Source organism: Streptomyces sp. MS19 (assembly GCF_047200595.1).
GTDB lineage: Bacteria > Actinomycetota > Actinomycetes > Streptomycetales > Streptomycetaceae > Streptomyces.
This window is the reverse complement of sequence record NZ_JBJZOH010000005.1, coordinates 210,170-227,266: the sequence shown is the minus strand read 5'-3', so window position 1 is coordinate 227,266 and position 17,097 is coordinate 210,170. Positions and strand designations below refer to the sequence as shown.

Here is a 17,097-nt window from a genome sequence, read left to right as displayed (position 1 = left end):
CCTACGCTGGTTGCCGTGCCGGACGACGTGGGGGGCCTGCCGTTCAGTGACGGCGACGGTCCCGACAACGAAGACCGCCACGGGGCAGCCGACGAGGCATTCGCCGCCGTGGTACTGGACGAGGCGTTCGTCGATGCCGCCGAGATCCACGAACCGACCGCAGCCGAACGGCTCCTGTACGCGGCGGTGGAACGGGCCGAGGAGCGCGCCGACGAGCGGGCCGACGAGCGGGCCGACGAAGGAGTGGCGGGCGAGCCGCTGTTCTACCGCGACCCGGACCTCGATCCGGGCAGCTCCACCGGGCTCGCCGGGTTCGCGGCCGGGGACGCCACCGACGCGTTCGACCCCGGGCGGCCGCTGACCGACGGGTTCGACGGGTTCGACGGTTACGACGGCTTCGACGGGCCGGGCGGGTACGACCCGTTCGAGGACCTCCGCGACCTGACCGCCCTCGGCGCCGCGCCGCACGAGGACGGACCCGGCATCGCGGGCGGAACGGTCGAAGGGGATGAAGAGGACGACGACGAGGGGCGGTTCGACCGCTCCGACTACCTGCGCTACCTCCCCGGGGAAACGGCCGACACCCCGGACACGGCGGACGCCGCCGACACGGCGGGCACCACGGGCACCGCAGCGCCGTTCGGCGGCCGCGGCGTCCCCCGCGTCCCGCCGCCCCGCGCGGCGATATCCCGGGCCCTGCCGCCCGGCGCGGGCCCGGTCCGCTGGCAGCGGCCGGTGGCCTGCGTGCTGGCGATGGTGATGGGCCTGAGCGTCCTCGCGTTCGCGCTGATCGCCATCCGGCGCGCGGGCTCGTTCCCCTCGGGCGACCCCGACCCGCTGCCCCCGTCGCCCTCCGGCGGCCCAGGCGCCGCCACGGGCGGGTCTCCCGGGCCGACCGGCATCGCGGAGGACGCTGCCGACGACACGTACCGCGCCGAGGGGGACGATTCCTAGGCCGTGTCGCCCGGATCGTGGCGGATCGGCCCGCGTCGTCGGACGCCGTGCGTCGCGAGGCACCGGATCGCCACGCGTGCCGGGTGTATCCGGGCGATGCGGTGACGCGGCGAGGTGCGGTGGCCGGCGGCGCGTGCCAGGCACGATCCGGACGACACGGCCCAGAAGCACCCGCGGTCCCGTACCAGGCCCCCGCGCCCCCACCGTGCCGTGGTGTGCCGAAAGTCCTGCCTGGCGGGGCTTTTTGAACCAGGCGTGGCGCTTTACGCTGGACAGGTGGCCGGGCGTTACGAGCCTCCTGGAGCATCCGGGAGCACCCCGGGAGCCGGGGACGACGAGTACGGGGCGACCGTCTTCGACGAGTCGTTCGTCAACGCTGCCCGCCTCCAGGAGTTCTCGGCCCAGGAGCGGCTGGCGGACCACACCACCGCCGTACGCCGCAGGCCGTCCGAGCCGCACGGGCCGCACGGGCCGCTCGCCCGCACCGTGCCCCGGCAGGGCATGGCGCTCGCCGTGATCATCCTGCTCGCCTTCGCCGCCGCCATCTACCTCGGCAGCCGCAACCCCTACGGCGCCAGTGGCCGGCTCATACCCGACCCGCCCTCGGGCACGACCGTCGTCCTCGCGCCGGCGGACGACGTGCCGGGCGCCGCGGACGCCGAGGCGCTGTTCGACAGCGGCCCGGTCCGCTCGTTCGGCATCGGGGAGGGCGGCGTCGCCCTCCCCGACCCGCGCCCCACCGAGCACTTCTCGCGCGAGCAGGTCCTCACCGCCCTGACGCTCGCGAAGCAGTACCTGGTGGCGAGCGCGCTCGACCCCGACGTCTTCGCGGGCGCCACCGCCGTCCCCGTACGGCAACTGCTCGGCGAGGAGCAGCAGCGGCAGCTCGACGACTCCCTCGCCGGGCGCGGCGGCCGGTCGGTGGCGACGGACTGGCTGGTCCGCTTCGACCCGGCCGAGGTCACGCCCGCGGGCACCCACGCGCGGGTGGACGGCCGCTTCACCTTCGGCGAGACGGCCGAGGAGGTCCTCCAGGTCACCGGCCGCCACGCGGTGGCGTACGCGCTCCAGCCCGCCGGTGAGCCGACCGCGCCCGTCGTCCTGTTCACGGTGCAGCGCGAGGTGCGGCTGCTGTTCGGCGACGACGAGCTGCGCGACCGCCGCGTCGTGGTGCGCCAGGTGGACACGCTCGCCGGGCCCATGGACTGCGCCAGCGACCCGGCGGACGCCCTGCACCCGCTGCTGGCCGGGCAGCACGCGTCGCTGCCCGGCACGTCGGGGATCGACCTGTACGCCCTGGACGACCAGCACCCCGTGCTGTGCGCGGCGTACGCGCCCGGCGGTGTGCCGCGCTGAGCGGACGGCCCATCGCGGCCCGGCGGACGGCCGGTTCACGCCCCCAGGGGTGGGGGCGGGAGGCCGGGGCGCGCGGCTCCGCTTACGATGACCCTACGTTCCAGACGTTCCAGCAGTCCGCCCGTTCCCGGATACCGGATAGGCAAGCCCATGACTCCGCTTCTCCAGCCCGCCGCCGAAGCCCTCACCCTCCTCGCGAACGAGGAGGGCGGCGGCGGCCACGGGCACGAGAGCCTGAACCCGTACGCCATCGGCGGCGGCGCCCTGCTCGCGCTGCTGATCCTGCTGTGGATCACGACGCGCCTCAACCGCGACCGCTGAGCCTGCCGTGGGAGACCGGATAGGCGCCCCCGGCAAGCGGCGGATCGGGGTGATGGGCGGCACGTTCGACCCCGTGCACCACGGTCACCTCGTCGCCGCGAGCGAGGTCGCGGCCCGCTTCGCGCTGGACGAGGTCGTGTTCGTGCCGACGGGCCGTCCGTGGCAGAAGGGGCACCGGCGGGTGTCGGCGCCCGAGGACCGTTACCTGATGACGGTGATCGCCACGGCGTCGAACCCGCAGTTCTCCGTCAGCCGCATCGACATTGACCGCGGCGGCACCACGTACACCATCGACACGCTGCGCGAGCTGCGTGCCGAACACCCCGAGGACGACCTGTTCTTCATCACCGGCGCCGACGCGCTGGCGCAGATCCTCGGGTGGCGCGACGCGTCGGAGCTGTTCTCGCTCGCGCACTTCATCGGCGTCACCAGGCCGGGGCACGTCCTCACCGACCCCGGCCTGCCGAACGGCGGCGTCTCCCTCGTCGAGGTCCCCGCGCTGGCCATCTCGTCCACCGACTGCCGCCAACGGGTGGCCAGGGGCGACCCGGTCTGGTATCTGGTGCCGGACGGCGTCGTGCGCTACATCAGCAAACGCGCGCTCTACCGCGACGGTCCGGACGCGACGGCGGGTGGCACGGCCTGATCCCCACGGAAGGGCGGCATTGGTGAACGACCGGCAGGACCCGTACGGGGGACAGCAGATCTACGGCTACGACGAGTACGGCCGGCCGTTGTACCGCGCCGGGGGCGAGGAGCCACCGGGCGGCCAGCAGTACCAGGACCCGTATGGGCAGGGGTACTACCAGCAGGACTACCAGGGCGGCTATCCGCAGCAGGACCAGCAGGGCCGGCCCGCTTACGGCACGCCCGGGTACGGGGGGCAGCAGCAGGCCCAGCAGTACCAGGCGCCGTACGGGCAGGGACAGGGACAGGGGCAGGCACAGCCGGGGCACCAGGGGTACTACGACCCTCCCGGCACGCCCCCGGCGCAGGAGCCGCCGTACGACGGCTGGGACGCCGGTACCGGCCGGCAGCCCGCCGTCGAGGACGCCCCCGCCCCGCCCGTACCGCCGCAGCGCCCCGGCGACGACCCGGCCGCGGGGCCGGACGGCGAGGAGTACCACACCGAGCAGTTCGCCTTCGTCGACGAGCAGAGCGACGAGGTCGAGGACGTCATCGACTGGCTCAAGTTCAGCGAGAGCCGCACCGAGCGCCGCGAGGAGGCCAAGCGGCGCGGCAAGTCGCGGCGCCGCCTCCTCGTCGTCGCGCTCGTCCTGGCCGTCCTCGGCGGCGTCGGCGGCCTGTGGGCCACCGGCAACCTGCCAGGCCTCGCCGCGCCCGGCGAGGAGGGCGCGTCGGGGCCGGGCGGCGAGGCGCGCGACGTGATCCTCGTCCACCTGCGGCCCGTCGATTCCGACGCCAGCTCCACCGCCCTCCTCGTCGCGAACGGCGGCGAGGGCACGGGCACCACGCTCCTGCTGCCCGGCGACCTCGCCGTCCTCGCCGACGGCACCGGCACCACCCTCGCCCAGGCCGTCGCCGACGAGGGCGCGTCCGCCGTCCAGGAGGCGGTGGGCGGCCTGCTCGGCGCGGACATCGTCGGCACCTGGCGGCTGGACACCCCCTACCTCGAACGGCTCGTGGACCTCGTCGGCGGCGTGCGCCTCGACACCGACACGGACGTGCCGGGCGACAGCGGCGAGCCGCTCGTCTCGCGGGCCGACGACACGCGCCTCTCCGGCCAGGCCGCCGTCGCGTACGCCACCTACCGCGGCCCCGACGAGCCCGCCACCGCGCAGCTCGACCGCTTCGGCCAGGTCATGCAGGCCGTCCTCACGGCCCTGCCGGCCGACCGCGCCGGCGCCACCGACGTCGTCCGCACGCTGGAGCAGATCGTCGTGCCGCCCCTCGGCGTGGAGGAGCTGGGCGCGAGCCTCGCGACCCTCGCCGGGTACGCGCAGGACGACGCGTACACGACCACCGTCCTGCCCGCCGAGGAGGACGGCACCATCAGCGACGAGACGGCCGAGGGCCTTGTCGCGGACGTCCTCGGCGGCACGGTCGGCGACGTCGGGCTCGACGGCGTGGTCCGCGTGGGCGTACGGGACGCCACCGGCGTGGACGGCACGGCCGAGGAGGCGCGTATCGCGCTGGTCAACGGCGGCTTCACCGTCGTGGACGCCAGGGCCGTGGACGCGGCGGAGGAGACGTCGCAGGTCACCTACGCGGACGAGGAGGACCAGCCGACCGCGCTGGAGGCCGCGCGCACCCTCGGACTGCCCGAGGAGGCGGTCGTCCAGGGCGACCCCGCGGGCAATGCCGATGTGACGATCATCCTGGGGGCGGATTATGGCGAGTGACTCCGCCGGGGGCCGTGAGACCCTGGAAGACCACGGCCGGGCCACCGGACCGGCCATGAGACCGAGGAGACAGCCGCACCTGTGACCGCCACGGACCGCGCCACCGAGCTGGTCAGCGCCGCCGCCCAGGCCGCCGCCGACAAGCTGGCGCACGACATCATCGCCTACGACGTCAGCGACGTCCTCGCCATCACCGACGCCTTCGTCCTCGCCTCCGCGCCCAACGACCGCCAGGTCCGCGCCATCGTGGACGGCGTCGAGGAGGCCCTGCGGGACAAGTGCGGCGTCAAGCCGGTGCGCCGCGAGGGCGAGCGCGACGGCCGCTGGATTCTCCTCGACTACGTGGACGTCGTCGTGCACGTCCAGCACTCCGAGGAGCGCGTCTTCTACGCCCTGGAGCGGCTGTGGAAAGACTGCCCGCAGCTCGACCTGCCCGAGGACGCCAAGGCCACCCGTGGCCGCGGCGCCGCCCAGGGCGAGGAGCAGCCCGCCGGCACCGGCGCGCCTGGCGGTGAGCTCAGCTGAGCGGCACGCCCGGCACCGCGCCGCCCCGCCGCGTCGTCCTGTGGCGGCACGGCCAGACCGCCTGGAACCTGGAGGACCGCTTCCAGGGGCAGCTCGACATCGACCTGACCGACACCGGCCGCGCCCAGGCGCGCCGCGCCGCCCGCCGGCTGGCCACGCTGGCGCCGCACGCCATCATCTGCTCCGACCTGCGGCGTACGCGGGACACGGCGGCCGAGCTGTCCGCCGTCACCGGCCTTGAGGTCACGTACGACGAGGCGCTGCGCGAGACGTACGCGGGGGAGTGGCAGGGACTCACGCACACCGAGATCCAGGCGCGCTTCGGCGACCAGTACGCCGCCTGGCGGCGCGGTGAGCCGGTGCGGCGCGGCGGGGGCGAGCTGGAGACGGAGGTCGCGGACCGTGCGGCGACGCTCGTCGAGCGCACCGTGGAGAAGCTGCCGCCGGGCGCCGTGCTGGTCGTGGTCAGCCACGGCGGGGCGATCCGTACGACCATCGGACGGATGCTGGGGCTGCCGTCGCAGAGCTGGGAGGCCCTCGGCGGGCTGACGAACTGCTGCTGGTCGGTGCTCGGCGAGAGCTTCCGGGGCTGGCGCCTGCTGGAGCACAACGCCAGCTCGCTCCCCGAGGCCGCCATCGGCGACGACGTCTGACCGCGCGGCTCCCCGTCCGTGCCGCGGCGCCGGACGTCCGGCGCCTGACGCGTACGGCGATGGAGGGGGCGCCCGCCGGGTCGGTCACCTCGGGCAGCACAGCGGTGATGCCGCCGCCGACCGGCGGCCCTCCGCGGTCGCCTCCCGCACGGGCCCCCTGCTGGCCGTCGCCGCGCGGCGGAGCACCCACGAGCGTCGGCGACCACGCCCGTTTCCCTTGACGCCCATGATCGGCGCGCCCCACCCGGCAGGGTCCCCGCCCGGCACCACCCTGGAACACGGGCTCCTCGACGCGGACGACCCTCCCGACGCTGCCCGCGCCGCCGCCAGGTCGGGTGCGAGGAAGCGGTCCTCCCCCGCTCCGCCGGCCCCGGCCGCGCGCGCCGCCGCGACCACCGCACGCGCGGCGGGCCCCGGCAGCAGCCCCTGTGCGGCGAGCGGCGCCCGCGGCCCCAGCGCGCGCGCCGCCGCGAACAGCTCGACCGCCACCACGCGCGTCAGCCCGTCCACCGCCGCCCGCAGCTTGCGCGCCGCCGACCAGCCGAGCGACACGTGGTCCTCCCGCATCGCGGGCATCGTCGGCCGATTCAGCTCGGCGACCAGCGCGACCCGCGCGTACTGGGTGATCAGCAGCCCCGAGTCCACGCCCGGGGCGTCCGCGAGGAACGGCGGCAGCCCGTGCGGCCCGCTCCGCGCCGGGCGTCAGACGGCGGCGCGGCGCGCGGCGGCCTTCTGCTCGATCAGCCGGTCGAGGCGGTGCCGGTGCCGCTCCTCCTCGGGGAAGAACACGTCCATCCGCGCCTCCGGCAGCCCGCCCACCGCAAGCGACTGGAGACGCGTCCTGATCTCGCCCACCAGCGCGTGCCGGAAGATCTTCGGGCGCGGCCCCGGCGGCGTCACGTCCCCGTTCGTCCACAGCAGCGCGAACTCGGCGCTCTCCCGCGTCAGCTCCTCGATGAACGCCTCCCACACCGGTTCGCCGACATGGTTGCCGTACGACCAGCGCAGCGTGGCCACCAGCCGCCGCCGTTCCGGCCCGTTCAGCACGACGGGGCAGTTGTCGCCGCCCTCGCCGCAGAAGACGGTCCGCAGGACGTTCCGCCCCGGGGAGGCGCCGCTCAGCGCCGCGTAGGCCTCGTTGAGCCCGAGCGCGTCGAACCGCGCGTTGAACAGGACGGCGGGCAGCGGGTGCAGCGCGTCGAGCATCGCCTGGAGGTCGGGCGCGAGCCGCGCGCAGGCGTCCGGTTCCGTGTCCGCCCCGCTGTGGTACGGCACCTCCGCGAGGTGGTACAGGTGCTCGCGCTCGGCCGTGTCGAGCCGCAGCGTGCGCGCCACCGCGTCGAGCACCTGCGCGCTCGCGTTGATCGGCCTGCCCTGCTCCAGCCACGTGTACCACGTCACACCCACCCCGGCGAGCTGCGCGACCTCCTCGCGCCGCAGCCCCGGCGTCCGCCGCCGGAAACCCGGCGGCATCCCCACGTCCGCGGGCGCTATGCGGGCGCGCCTGCTGCGCAGGAACGCCCCCAGCTCGGGTCGCCGCCGTGTGGCCGTCACACTCATCCCTCCACCCTGCCCCCGGGCCGCTGCCTCAGCCAGGTGTCTGCCAGTACCAGTATCAGGCGGCTCTCGTTACCCGTACCGGACGGGCCCGAGGGTGAGTGCATGACCCTGTCCTCCCCACCCGCCGCCGCCCCGGCGCCCGCCGTGCCCACCGTGCCCGCGCCGCACCGGTTCCCGCCCCGTACGGGACGGCTGCTCACCGTCGTGCTCACCGGTCAGTTCATGGCGCTGCTCGACGTCTTCATCGTGAACGTCGCCGCCCCCACGATCCGTACCGACCTCGGCACATCCGCCGCCCAGCTCCAACTCGTCGTCGCCGGCTACACGATCACATACGCCGTCCTGCTGATCACCGGCGCCCGCCTCGGCGGCCGCTACGGGCCCGGCCGCCTCTACCTCGCCGGGCTCTCCCTCTTCACCGTTGCCTCCCTGGCCTGCGGTCTGGCCGGAAGCACCGGGGCGCTGATCACCGCGCGCGCCGTCCAGGGCGTCGGCACCGCGATGATGACGCCGCAGGTCCTCAGCCTGATACAGCGGACGTTCACCGCCCAGGCGCGGGCGCGGGCGCTGACGTACTTCTCCGCCGTGCTCGCCACCGGCGCCGCCGCCGGGCTGATCGTGGGCGGCGTCCTGCTCGACGCGGACCTCTTCGGCCTCGGCTGGCGCTCGGTGTTCCTGGTCAACGTGCCGATCGGGCTCGTGCTCCTCGCGGCGGGCGCCCGCGTCCTGCCGCTGTCCCGCGCGGGCACCGACCGTGCGCGGGGCCTCGACCCGGTGGGCATCGTGCTGCTCAGCGCGGTCGTGCTCCTCGTCACCGTGCCGCTGGTGCTGGGGCAGGAACGCGACTGGCCCGCCTGGTGCTTCGCCTGCTTCGCGGGCGGCGCGCTGCTCGCGGCGGCCTTCGCCGCGCACGAGGTGCGGCTCGCCCGCTCCGGCGGCCAGCCCCTCATCTCGCCCCGCGTGCTGCGCACCCCCGGGGTCCTGCCGGGCGCGGCGGGGGTGCTGCTGACGATGGTGGTGAACGGCGGCGTCACGTTCACGCTCTCGCTGCACGCCCAGGGCCCCGCCGCCGGGGGCGGTCTCGCGTACTCGGCGCTCCACTGCGGGCTGACGTTCCTCCCCATGGCGACCTGCTACGGCCTCATCTCCCTGTACTGGCGCCATCTGCCCGCGCGCCTGCACAACCTGCTCGCCCCTGCGGGCTTCCTGCTGGCAGCGGCCGCCCTGGCCGCCACCGCCCTGCTGCTGCGCGACGGCGACGGTGTGGGCCCCGCGGTGCTCGTCGCGTACGCGGTCACCGGCCTGGGGATGGGCCTCGCGTACGCGCCGACCCTGGCCCGTACGCTCGGCTCCGTCCGCCCGGAGGACGCACCCGACGCGAGCGGCATCACGGTGCTGTGCACGCAGCTCGGCATGCTCGTGGGCATCGCGGCGATCGGCACCGTCTTCTTCAACCGCGCGGAGGCCACCGGGTCCTCGGCGGAGGCGCTGGGGCCGACCCTGGCGGTGCTCGCGGTGACGGCCGTGGTGGGTGCGGCGGCCGGTGCGCGGCGGGGCGTGAAGACGCCCTGAAGGACGGCCGGGGAGCGTATATCGATCCCGTCTCCCTTCCGTGGAGGCGGGATCTTCCGCTTATCGCCCCGTCGTTGCCGTGGCACAATCCGGGTAGACGCGGGGCGGCGGGAGCCCTGGCCGACGAGGGGTACGCCACGTGAGCACGGCCCACGACAGAGGGTGGAGCTGAGCGCTCTTGGGTGCACACAGCAGGAAGTGCGACTGGTGCGGGACAGGCACGCCCATCGTCCGCGATCTCCAGCCGGTCAACACGTCCTACCAGTACTGGTGCGTGGAATGCGCCCGCGCGCTGATCATCAAGGGCGACCCGATCGAGGTCTACCGCGAGCTGGAGGGCGAACCGATCTACGGCCGCCTGCTGGACGAGCACTGCGCGCTGAAACGCTTCTACTCCTTCGCCAGCGTCTGACCCCCCGCCCCCCTCCTCCGCGGATTTGGCATCAGCCCCCGGGGAGTGTGTAAAGTAGGGATCACCGCGAAGGGGAAGCCCGGAGCGGAGCAGGACAAGGGGCTATAGCTCAGTTGGTAGAGCGCTTGCATGGCATGCAAGAGGTCTGGAGTTCAATTCTCCATAGCTCCACAGGTCAGAGGCCGTCTCCCGCGAGGGAGGCGGCCTCTTTCGTGCGTGACGTGATGAGGACAACACCCAGTTTCTCCGAGGTGTTGTCGGTCTTCATGGGTGGCCCGGGGGTCTCGCTCGTCGGGGCGCAGGCGGCGGGTGCTGCCTGGCTCCTTGTCCAGCACGCCGAGAGGAGTTGGATGCGCGGCGGGCGGCTGTGGGGCTCGAACCGCATGGTGAGTACGACGCCCGGTTTCGGCGTGACCGTGGGGAGCGGGAGTAAAGCGGTGGGCGGGGTGGTGTGGGGGCGTGCAGACTGTGGTGTGTGGGGCATATTGATGTTGCCGGTGTGAGTTATGCGCTGGCTGATGGGCGGCCGTTGTTGTCGGATGTCTCGCTGCGTGTCGGTGAGGGGCAGCGGACGGCGCTTGTCGGGCCGAATGGGGCGGGCAAGACCACGCTGCTGCGTATCGTCGCCGGTGAGGTCGCCCCGCACGAGGGGGCCGTCACGCGGTCCGGTGCGCTCGGTGTGATGCCGCAGGACGTCGGGGCCGGCTGCGCGCTCGTCCGCGACCTGCTGCTGAGCCTCGCGCCCCCCGCTGTCCGCGACGCGGCCAGGGCGCTCGACGCCGCCGAGCTCGCCATGATGGAGTCGGACGCCGAGCCCGTCCAGCTCGCCTACGCCCAGGCCCTGTCCGACTGGGGCGACGCGCAGGGGTACGAGGCCGAGGTGCTCTGGGACGTCTGCTGCCAGGCCGCGCTCGGCCTGTCGTGGGAGCGGGCGAGGTGGCGTGAGGTCGCGTCGCTGTCGGGTGGTGAGCGCAAACGGCTGGCGCTGGAGACGCTGTTGCGCGGCCCGAGCGAGGTCCTGATGCTCGACGAGCCGGACAATGCGCTCGACGTCCCCGGCAAGCGGTGGCTGGAGGCGCGCCTCGGGGAGTCGCCGAAGGCCGTGCTGCTGGTCAGCCACGACCGCGAGCTGCTGGCCCGCACCGCCACCCGCATCGCGACGCTCGAACCCGGCCCGGCCGGTGCCGGGCTGTGGGTGCACGGCGGCGGCTTCGCCACGTACGCCGACGGCCGCGCCGAGCGGATCAGCCGCCTGGAGGAACTGCGGCGCCGGTGGGACGAGGAGCACGCGAAGATCCGCCAACTCGTCGTCACCCTGGGGCAGAAGGCGAAGTTCAACGACGGCATGGCGTCCCGCTACCAGGCCGCCCAGACCCGGCTGCGGCGTTTCGAGGAGGCGGGGCCGCCCGAGGCCGTGCCGGTGAAGCAGCGGCTCGGGATGCGGCTGCACGGCGGTCGTACGGGGAAGCGCAGCGTCGTCTGCGAGCGGCTGGCGCTGCCTGGGCTTGTCGAACCGTTCGACCTGGAGGTGCACTTCGGGGACCGGGTGGTGGTCACCGGCCCCAACGGGTCGGGGAAGTCGCACCTGTTGCGGCTGCTCGCGCTCGGCGGCACCGACCCGGACACCGAGCACCTGCCGGTCGGCGATGACCTGCCGGACCCGGTCGCGGCCACCGGTGCGGCGCGGCTGGGGGCGCGCGTGCGGCCGGGGTGGTTCCGGCAGTCGTCGTCGGCGGCCGGCGGCATGGAGGGCCGGACGCTGCTCGACGTGCTGCACCGGGGTGAGGGCCCGCGCCGGGGGATGGCGCGCGAGGAGGCGTCGCGCGCCCTCGACAGGTACGGCCTCGCGAAGTCGGCCGAGCAGCGCGTCGGGAGCCTGTCGGGCGGGCAGCGGGCGCGGTTCCGCATCCTGCTGCTCGAACTGTCGGGCGCAACCCTGCTGTTGCTGGACGAGCCGACCGACAACCTCGACCTCGACTCGGCGGAGGCGCTGGAGGACGCGCTCGGGCTGTTCGAGGGGACGATCGTGGCCGTCACGCACGACCGCTGGTTCGCCCGCTCGTTCAACCGCTTCCTCTTCCTGCGCGAGAACGGCTCGCTGGTCGAGACGACCGAGCCCGCATGGGACGACCGCGCGGTGGACGCCCGCCGCTGACCGGCACGGGGGACGACGGGGCGGTGACGTCGGTTTTCGCCGGTGGGTGTGGCGGGGCCGTGCGGTACCCTGGCGCCATGCGTGCCGCACGCCTCCTGCTTACGCGGCCGTGCTGACGAACGACGAACGGTGAGCGACGTCAGCACGGCGGACCCCTCCTGCGCGAGGGGTTTTTTCATGGCGTGGCAGTGACGACCGATGGAGCTTCGAAGACGATGAGCGAGACACACAAGTACGACGCCGCCCTGGCCGGTGAGATCGAAGCGCGCTGGCAGGACTACTGGGAGGCGAACGGCACGTACGAGGCGCCCAACCCGTCGGGCGGGCTGGCGGGCGACCCGGAGGTGGCGGCGCGCCCCAAGCAGTTCATCATGGACATGTTCCCGTACCCCTCCGGCGCCGGGCTGCACGTCGGCCACCCGCTGGGGTACATCGCGACGGACGTGTACGCCCGCTACCGCCGCATGACCGGGTACAACGTCCTCCACACCCTGGGCTTCGACGCCTTCGGCCTGCCCGCCGAGCAGTACGCCGTCCAGACCGGCACGCACCCGCGCGTCTCCACCGAGGCGAACATCGCGACGTACCGCACGCAGCTGCGCCGCCTGGGCCTGGGCTACGACCAGCGCCGCTCGTTCGCCACGATCGAGCCCGAGTACTACCGCTGGACGCAGTGGATCTTCCTCCAGATCTTCCACTCCTGGTACGACGCCGACGCCGGGCGGGCGCGGCCGATCGCCGAGCTGGTGGAGCAGTTCGCCTCCGGTGAGCGCGCGACGCCGGACGGGCGCCCCTGGGAGGCGCTGAGCGCCGCCGAGCGCGAGGACGTGCTGGGCGGCCACCGCCTGGCGTACGCGTCCGACGCGCCCGTGAACTGGTGCCCGGGGCTGGGCACGGTCCTGGCCAACGAGGAGGTCACCGCCGACGGGCGCTCCGAGCGCGGCAACTTCCCGGTCTTCAAGTCCCGCCTGCGGCAGTGGAACATGCGGATCACCGCCTACGCGGACCGGCTGATCGACGACCTGGACACCGTGGACTGGCCCGAGGCCATCAAGCTCCAGCAGCGCAACTGGATCGGGCGGTCGCACGGCGCGCGGATCGACTTCCGCGTCGGCGACGACGCCGTCACCGTCTTCACCACCCGGCAGGACACGCTGTTCGGCGCCACCTACATGGTGCTCGCGCCGGAGCACCCGCTGGTGGACGCGGTCGTCCCGGCCGCCTGGCCGGCGGGCACGCGGCAGGCGTGGACCGGCGGGCACGCGACCCCGGCCGACGCCGTGGCCGCCTACCGCAAGCAGGCCGCCGGGAAGTCGGACGTCGAGCGGCAGGCCGACGCGCGCGAGAAGACCGGCGTCTTCACCGGCGCCTACGCCGTCAACCCCGCCAACGGCGAGCACATCCCGGTCTTCGTCGCCGACTACGTGCTGCTGGGCTACGGCACCGGCGCGATCATGGCCGTTCCGGCGCACGACACCCGCGACTTCGCGTTCGCGCGCGCCTTCGACCTGCCGATGCGCTGTGTCGTGCGCCCCGGCGACGGGCGCGGCACCGACCCGGCGGAGTGGGACGACGCGTACGCCTCCCCGGACGCGGAGATCGTCAACTCGGCGGGCGAGGGCGTCACGCTGGATGGCCTGTCCGTCGCCGACGCGAAGGCGCGGATGACGGAGTGGCTGGCCGCGTCGGGGCTGGGCGAGGGGACGGTCAACTACCGGCTGCGGGACTGGCTGTTCAGCCGCCAGCGGTACTGGGGCGAGCCGTTCCCCATCGTGTACGACGAGGACGGCGTCGCGCACGCGCTGCCCGAGTCGATGCTGCCGCTGGAACTGCCGGAGGTGGACGACTACTCGCCGCGCACGTTCGACCCCGACGACGCCGACACCCGCCCCGAGACGCCGCTGTCGCGCAACGAGGCGTGGACCCATGTCACCCTCGACCTGGGTGACGGGCCGCGGAAGTACCGCCGTGAGACCAACACCATGCCGAACTGGGCCGGTTCGTGCTGGTACCACCTGCGCTACCTGGACCCGCGCAACGACCGCACGCTCGTGGACCCCGAGATCGAGCGGTACTGGATGGGCCCGCGCGAGGGCGCGTCCACCGGCGGCGTGGACCTGTACGTCGGCGGCGCCGAGCACGCCGTGCTGCACCTGCTGTACGCCCGGTTCTGGCAGAAGGTGCTGTTCGACCTGGGCCACGTGTCCTCGGCCGAGCCGTACCACAAGCTGTACAACCAGGGCATGATCCAGGCGTACGTCTACCGCGACGCGCGCGGCTTCCCCGTTCCCGCCGCCGAGGTCGCGGAGGGCGAGGGCGGCAGCTGGACGTGGCAGGACGAGCCGGTCAGCCGCGAACTGGGCAAGATCGGCAAGTCCCTGAAGAACGTCGTCTCGCCCGACGAGGTGTTCGCCTCCTACGGCGCCGACACGCTGCGCCTCTACGAGATGGCCATGGGTCCGCTGGACATGTCCAGGCCGTGGGAGACCCGCGCGGTCGTCGGCCAGTACCGGCTGCTCCAGCGCCTGTGGCGGAACGTGCTGGACGAGGTGACGGGCGAGGTGACGGTCGTAGACACCGCCCCGGACGACGCCACGCTGCGCGCCACGCACAAGGCCGTGGACGGCGTGCGGCAGGACCTGGCCGCGCTGCGGTTCAACACGGCGATCGCCAAGATCACCGAGCTGAACAACCACGTCACCAAGCTGCCGTCCGTCCCGCGCGTGACCGCCGAGACGCTGGTCCTGCTGGTCGCGCCGCTCGCCCCGCACATCGCGGAGGAGCTGTGGCGGCGCCTCGGCCACGAGGGCAGCGTCACCACCGCCGACTTCCCGGTGGCGGACCCGGCGTACCTGGTGGACGAGACGGTGACGTGCGTCGTCCAGGTGCGCGGCAAGATTAGGGCGCGCCTGGAGGTGCCGCCCGCGATCACGGACGCCGAGCTGGAGGCACAGGCGCTGGCCGAGCCCGCCGTCGTCACGGCGCTCGGCGGGGCCGAGGTGCGCAAGGTGATCGTGCGCGCGCCGAAGCTGGTCAACATCGTTCCCGCCTGAACGGCCCCGGTCGGCCCCGGTCGTCCGGATCGTCCCGCCGCGTTCCGGCCGTGCGGCCCTACTCTTGGGAGAGCACGGCCGGAGACGGCGGACGGCGGATGTGAGGTGGGCCGGACATGGAGATCGCCCTCGCCGGGGTACTGGCGCTGACGTTCCTGCTGTTCGTGCTGCTCGTCGTGCGCGGTGCGCGCGCGGTGCGGCGCGGGGTGGACACGGCGCGGCGCGAGGTGCGCCGCACGGTGTCCGACGTCAAGCTGACGGCGCGCTCCGTGCAGCCGGGCGTGGTCGGCGAAGCGGCGCGCGTACGCAGGGAGTTGCGCGCCTCGCTGGACAGCACGCGCGTCACGCTCCAGGGCGGCGCGGTGGACGACCCGGCGCTCGGCGAGGCGCTCGCGCTCTTCGGGCAGCTGGAGGACCACGGGCGGCAGCTCGACGCCGAGCTGACGGCGCTGACCGAAGCCGAGCCCGACCGCACGCGGATCGCCGCCCGGCTGCCGGAACTGCGCGACCGCGTCACGCGCGTTCGCCACTCCGCCGACGCCCTGCGCTTCGCCGCGCAGGACCGCGCCCGGCGGCACGAGGGGCTCGACGCCGACGCACTGCACGAGCGCATCGGCATGGAGGCGGAGGCCTTGCGGCACTGGGCGCCCGCCGGTGAACCGCCGCCGCAGGCCGATCCCGGCGAGACCCGCGCCGAGCTGCCGGGGCGGCTGCGCAAACGCCGGCCGAGGTGACGGGCGGCGGCGGATCGGATGGGGTGGGGCGGGCGGCGCCGGGTACCCTCCGGTTCATGCCCCGTTCAGTCGCCATCGTCACGGATTCCACGGCCTACCTGCCGCGCGCGCAGGCCGCCAGGCACGGCATCACGGTCGTGCCGCTCGCCGTCGTCCTCGGCGGCGAGGCGCTGGAGGACGGCACCGGGGAGACGGCGCGGCGGCTGACGGACGCGCTGGAACGGCGGCAGGCGGTGACGACGTCACGCCCTGGGCCCGAGGTGTTCGCGGCGGCCTACCGTGCGGCGGCTGAGGCGGGGGCCGAGGAGATCGTCTCGGTGCACCTGTCGTCGGAGATCTCCGGCACGCACGACGCGGCGCTGGTCGCGGCGCGGCGGGCGCCCGTGCCCGTCACGGTGGTGGACACCGGGCTGATCGCGATGGCGCTCGGCTTCTGCGTGCTGGCGGCGGCCGAGGTCGTCGCGGCGGGCGGCTCGCCGGAGGAGGCGGCGGCGTCGGCGCGGAAACGGGCCGGTGCGGCGGGCGCGTACTTCTACGTGGACACGCTGGAGCACCTGCGGCGCGGCGGCCGGATCGGCGCGGCGCAGGCGCTGCTCGGCTCGGCGCTCGCGGTGAAGCCGCTGCTCGAACTCAAGGGCGGGCGCATCGAGTTGCGGGAGAAGGTGCGGACGGCGTCGCGGGCCATCGCGCGGCTTGAGGAGCTGGCCGTCGAGCACGCGGGGAACGGGCCGGTCGATGTCGCGGTGCACCACCTGGCGGCGGAGGAACGGGCGGCGCAGCTCGCGGAGCGGCTGGCGCGGCGGCTGCCGGACGTGGCGGAGCTGCACGTCAGCGAGGTCGGCGCGGTGCTGGGCGCGCACACGGGTCCCGGGCTGCTGGGGGCGGTCGTCTCGCCGCGGTGAGGCCGGGCGGGGCCTTCAGGCTCAGGCGGGCGGGGCGCCCAGGTCCTTGGCGAAGCAGCGGGCGAACGGCTCGGAGACGTACTTCCCGAACGACGCGGTCGGCGCGTAGCCCTCGGCGGTGTAGAGCGCGCCCGCCGCGTCGTTCTCGACGCCGGTGGCGAGGAGCAGCCGGGTGTGGCCGGCGGCGCGGGCGTGGCGTTCCAGTTCCCTGAGCAGGACGCGGGCCAGGCCGCCGCGCCGGGCGGCGGGGGCGACGTACATCCGCTTGATCTCGGCCGTGCCGGGGACGCCCGTGGGCTGGACGGCGCCGCAGGCGACGGCGCGGCCGTCGCGGACGGCGACGAGGCAGACGGCCTCGGGGTGCAGCGGCGTGCGGCCCTGGGCGCCGTAGCGGCGGACCAGTTCGGCGAACGCGTCGGCGAGGAGGGCGGCGAGGCCGGGGTCGTCGGGGGTGCGCTGTTCGACGAGCATGGCGGGATGGTACGGCGGAGGGCCGTGGGGCGGGAGGGGTCCCGGCCCACGGCCTGTGGGGAGGTG

15 protein-coding genes, 1 tRNA gene and 1 pseudogene are annotated in these 17,097 nt (G+C 74.3%); 14 read left to right on the top strand and 3 right to left on the bottom strand.

Annotated elements, in window-relative coordinates; genetic code table 11:
• Window positions 1-15: 15 nt before the first annotated feature.
• The 7 genes from ACL02R_RS08020 (at window position 16) to ACL02R_RS07990 (ending at window position 6,172) form a co-directional block, all read left to right on the top strand.
• Window positions 16-954 carry a hypothetical protein gene (locus ACL02R_RS08020; RefSeq protein ID WP_412796160.1) on the top strand — a complete coding sequence of 313 codons (939 nt, stop codon included), beginning with the start codon at window positions 16-18 and terminating at the stop codon, window positions 952-954.
• A gap of 276 nt (window positions 955-1,230) precedes the next feature.
• Complete coding sequence (locus ACL02R_RS08015) at window positions 1,231-2,310, top strand: hypothetical protein (protein WP_412796159.1); 1,080 nt, start codon at window positions 1,231-1,233, stop codon at window positions 2,308-2,310.
• Between the two features lie 150 nt (window positions 2,311-2,460).
• A complete protein-coding gene (locus tag ACL02R_RS08010) occupies window positions 2,461-2,631 on the top strand; it encodes a hypothetical protein (protein WP_362955551.1) in 171 nt (56 codons plus the stop codon).
• Window positions 2,632-2,638: 7 nt separating this feature from the next.
• Window positions 2,639-3,277, top strand: a complete 639-nt coding sequence (gene nadD / locus ACL02R_RS08005; protein ID WP_412796158.1) for a nicotinate-nucleotide adenylyltransferase — start codon at window positions 2,639-2,641, stop codon at window positions 3,275-3,277.
• Between the two features lie 22 nt (window positions 3,278-3,299).
• Window positions 3,300-4,994, top strand: a complete 1,695-nt coding sequence (locus ACL02R_RS08000; RefSeq protein ID WP_412796157.1) for an LCP family protein — start codon at window positions 3,300-3,302, stop codon at window positions 4,992-4,994.
• 81 nt (window positions 4,995-5,075) lie between these two features.
• Window positions 5,076-5,519 carry a ribosome silencing factor gene (gene rsfS, locus ACL02R_RS07995; protein ID WP_362955557.1) on the top strand — a complete coding sequence of 148 codons (444 nt, stop codon included), beginning with the start codon at window positions 5,076-5,078 and terminating at the stop codon, window positions 5,517-5,519.
• Window positions 5,516-6,172 carry a histidine phosphatase family protein gene (locus ACL02R_RS07990; RefSeq protein ID WP_412796190.1) on the top strand — a complete coding sequence of 219 codons (657 nt, stop codon included), beginning with the start codon at window positions 5,516-5,518 and terminating at the stop codon, window positions 6,170-6,172. The genes rsfS and ACL02R_RS07990 overlap by 4 nt, the downstream gene beginning before the upstream one ends.
• A gap of 312 nt (window positions 6,173-6,484) precedes the next feature.
• Here ACL02R_RS07990 and ACL02R_RS07985 read toward each other — a convergent pair.
• A pseudogene (locus ACL02R_RS07985) lies at window positions 6,485-6,853 on the bottom strand (aromatic amino acid lyase); the annotation flags it as partial.
• A gap of 21 nt (window positions 6,854-6,874) precedes the next feature.
• The gene (locus tag ACL02R_RS07980) at window positions 6,875-7,732 is read right to left on the bottom strand and encodes a helix-turn-helix transcriptional regulator (protein WP_412796156.1); all 858 of its coding nucleotides are present in this window, start codon (window positions 7,730-7,732) and stop codon (window positions 6,875-6,877) included.
• 102 nt (window positions 7,733-7,834) lie between these two features.
• Between ACL02R_RS07980 and ACL02R_RS07975 the strand changes: the two genes are divergently transcribed.
• The 7 genes from ACL02R_RS07975 to ACL02R_RS07945 all read left to right on the top strand — a co-directional run bounded on the left by ACL02R_RS07975 (window position 7,835) and on the right by ACL02R_RS07945 (window position 16,560).
• Entirely contained in the window at window positions 7,835-9,304 is a 1,470-nt protein-coding gene (locus ACL02R_RS07975; protein WP_412796155.1) for an MFS transporter, read from the top strand.
• 178 nt (window positions 9,305-9,482) lie between these two features.
• Window positions 9,483-9,716 carry a hypothetical protein gene (locus ACL02R_RS07970; protein ID WP_362955566.1) on the top strand — a complete coding sequence of 78 codons (234 nt, stop codon included), beginning with the start codon at window positions 9,483-9,485 and terminating at the stop codon, window positions 9,714-9,716.
• A 98-nt stretch (window positions 9,717-9,814) separates the two neighbouring features.
• Window positions 9,815-9,887: transfer RNA gene (locus ACL02R_RS07965), tRNA-Ala, on the top strand.
• 304 nt (window positions 9,888-10,191) lie between these two features.
• The gene (locus ACL02R_RS07960; protein ID WP_412796154.1) at window positions 10,192-11,871 is read left to right on the top strand and encodes an ABC-F family ATP-binding cassette domain-containing protein; all 1,680 of its coding nucleotides are present in this window, start codon (window positions 10,192-10,194) and stop codon (window positions 11,869-11,871) included.
• 215 nt (window positions 11,872-12,086) lie between these two features.
• Complete coding sequence (gene leuS / locus ACL02R_RS07955; protein WP_412796153.1) at window positions 12,087-14,924, top strand: leucine--tRNA ligase; 2,838 nt, start codon at window positions 12,087-12,089, stop codon at window positions 14,922-14,924.
• Between the two features lie 116 nt (window positions 14,925-15,040).
• Window positions 15,041-15,658, top strand: coding sequence for a hypothetical protein (locus ACL02R_RS07950; RefSeq protein WP_412796152.1), 618 nt, complete (start codon window positions 15,041-15,043; stop codon window positions 15,656-15,658).
• 56 nt (window positions 15,659-15,714) lie between these two features.
• Window positions 15,715-16,560: a DegV family protein gene (locus ACL02R_RS07945; RefSeq protein WP_412796151.1), complete on the top strand. Its 846-nt coding sequence runs from the start codon at window positions 15,715-15,717 to the stop codon at window positions 16,558-16,560.
• Window positions 16,561-16,581: 21 nt separating this feature from the next.
• On the opposite strand, the gene ACL02R_RS07940 is transcribed toward ACL02R_RS07945, so the two are convergent.
• Window positions 16,582-17,031, bottom strand: coding sequence for a GNAT family N-acetyltransferase (locus tag ACL02R_RS07940; RefSeq protein WP_412796150.1), 450 nt, complete (start codon window positions 17,029-17,031; stop codon window positions 16,582-16,584).
• Between the last annotated feature and the right edge of the window lie 66 nt (window positions 17,032-17,097).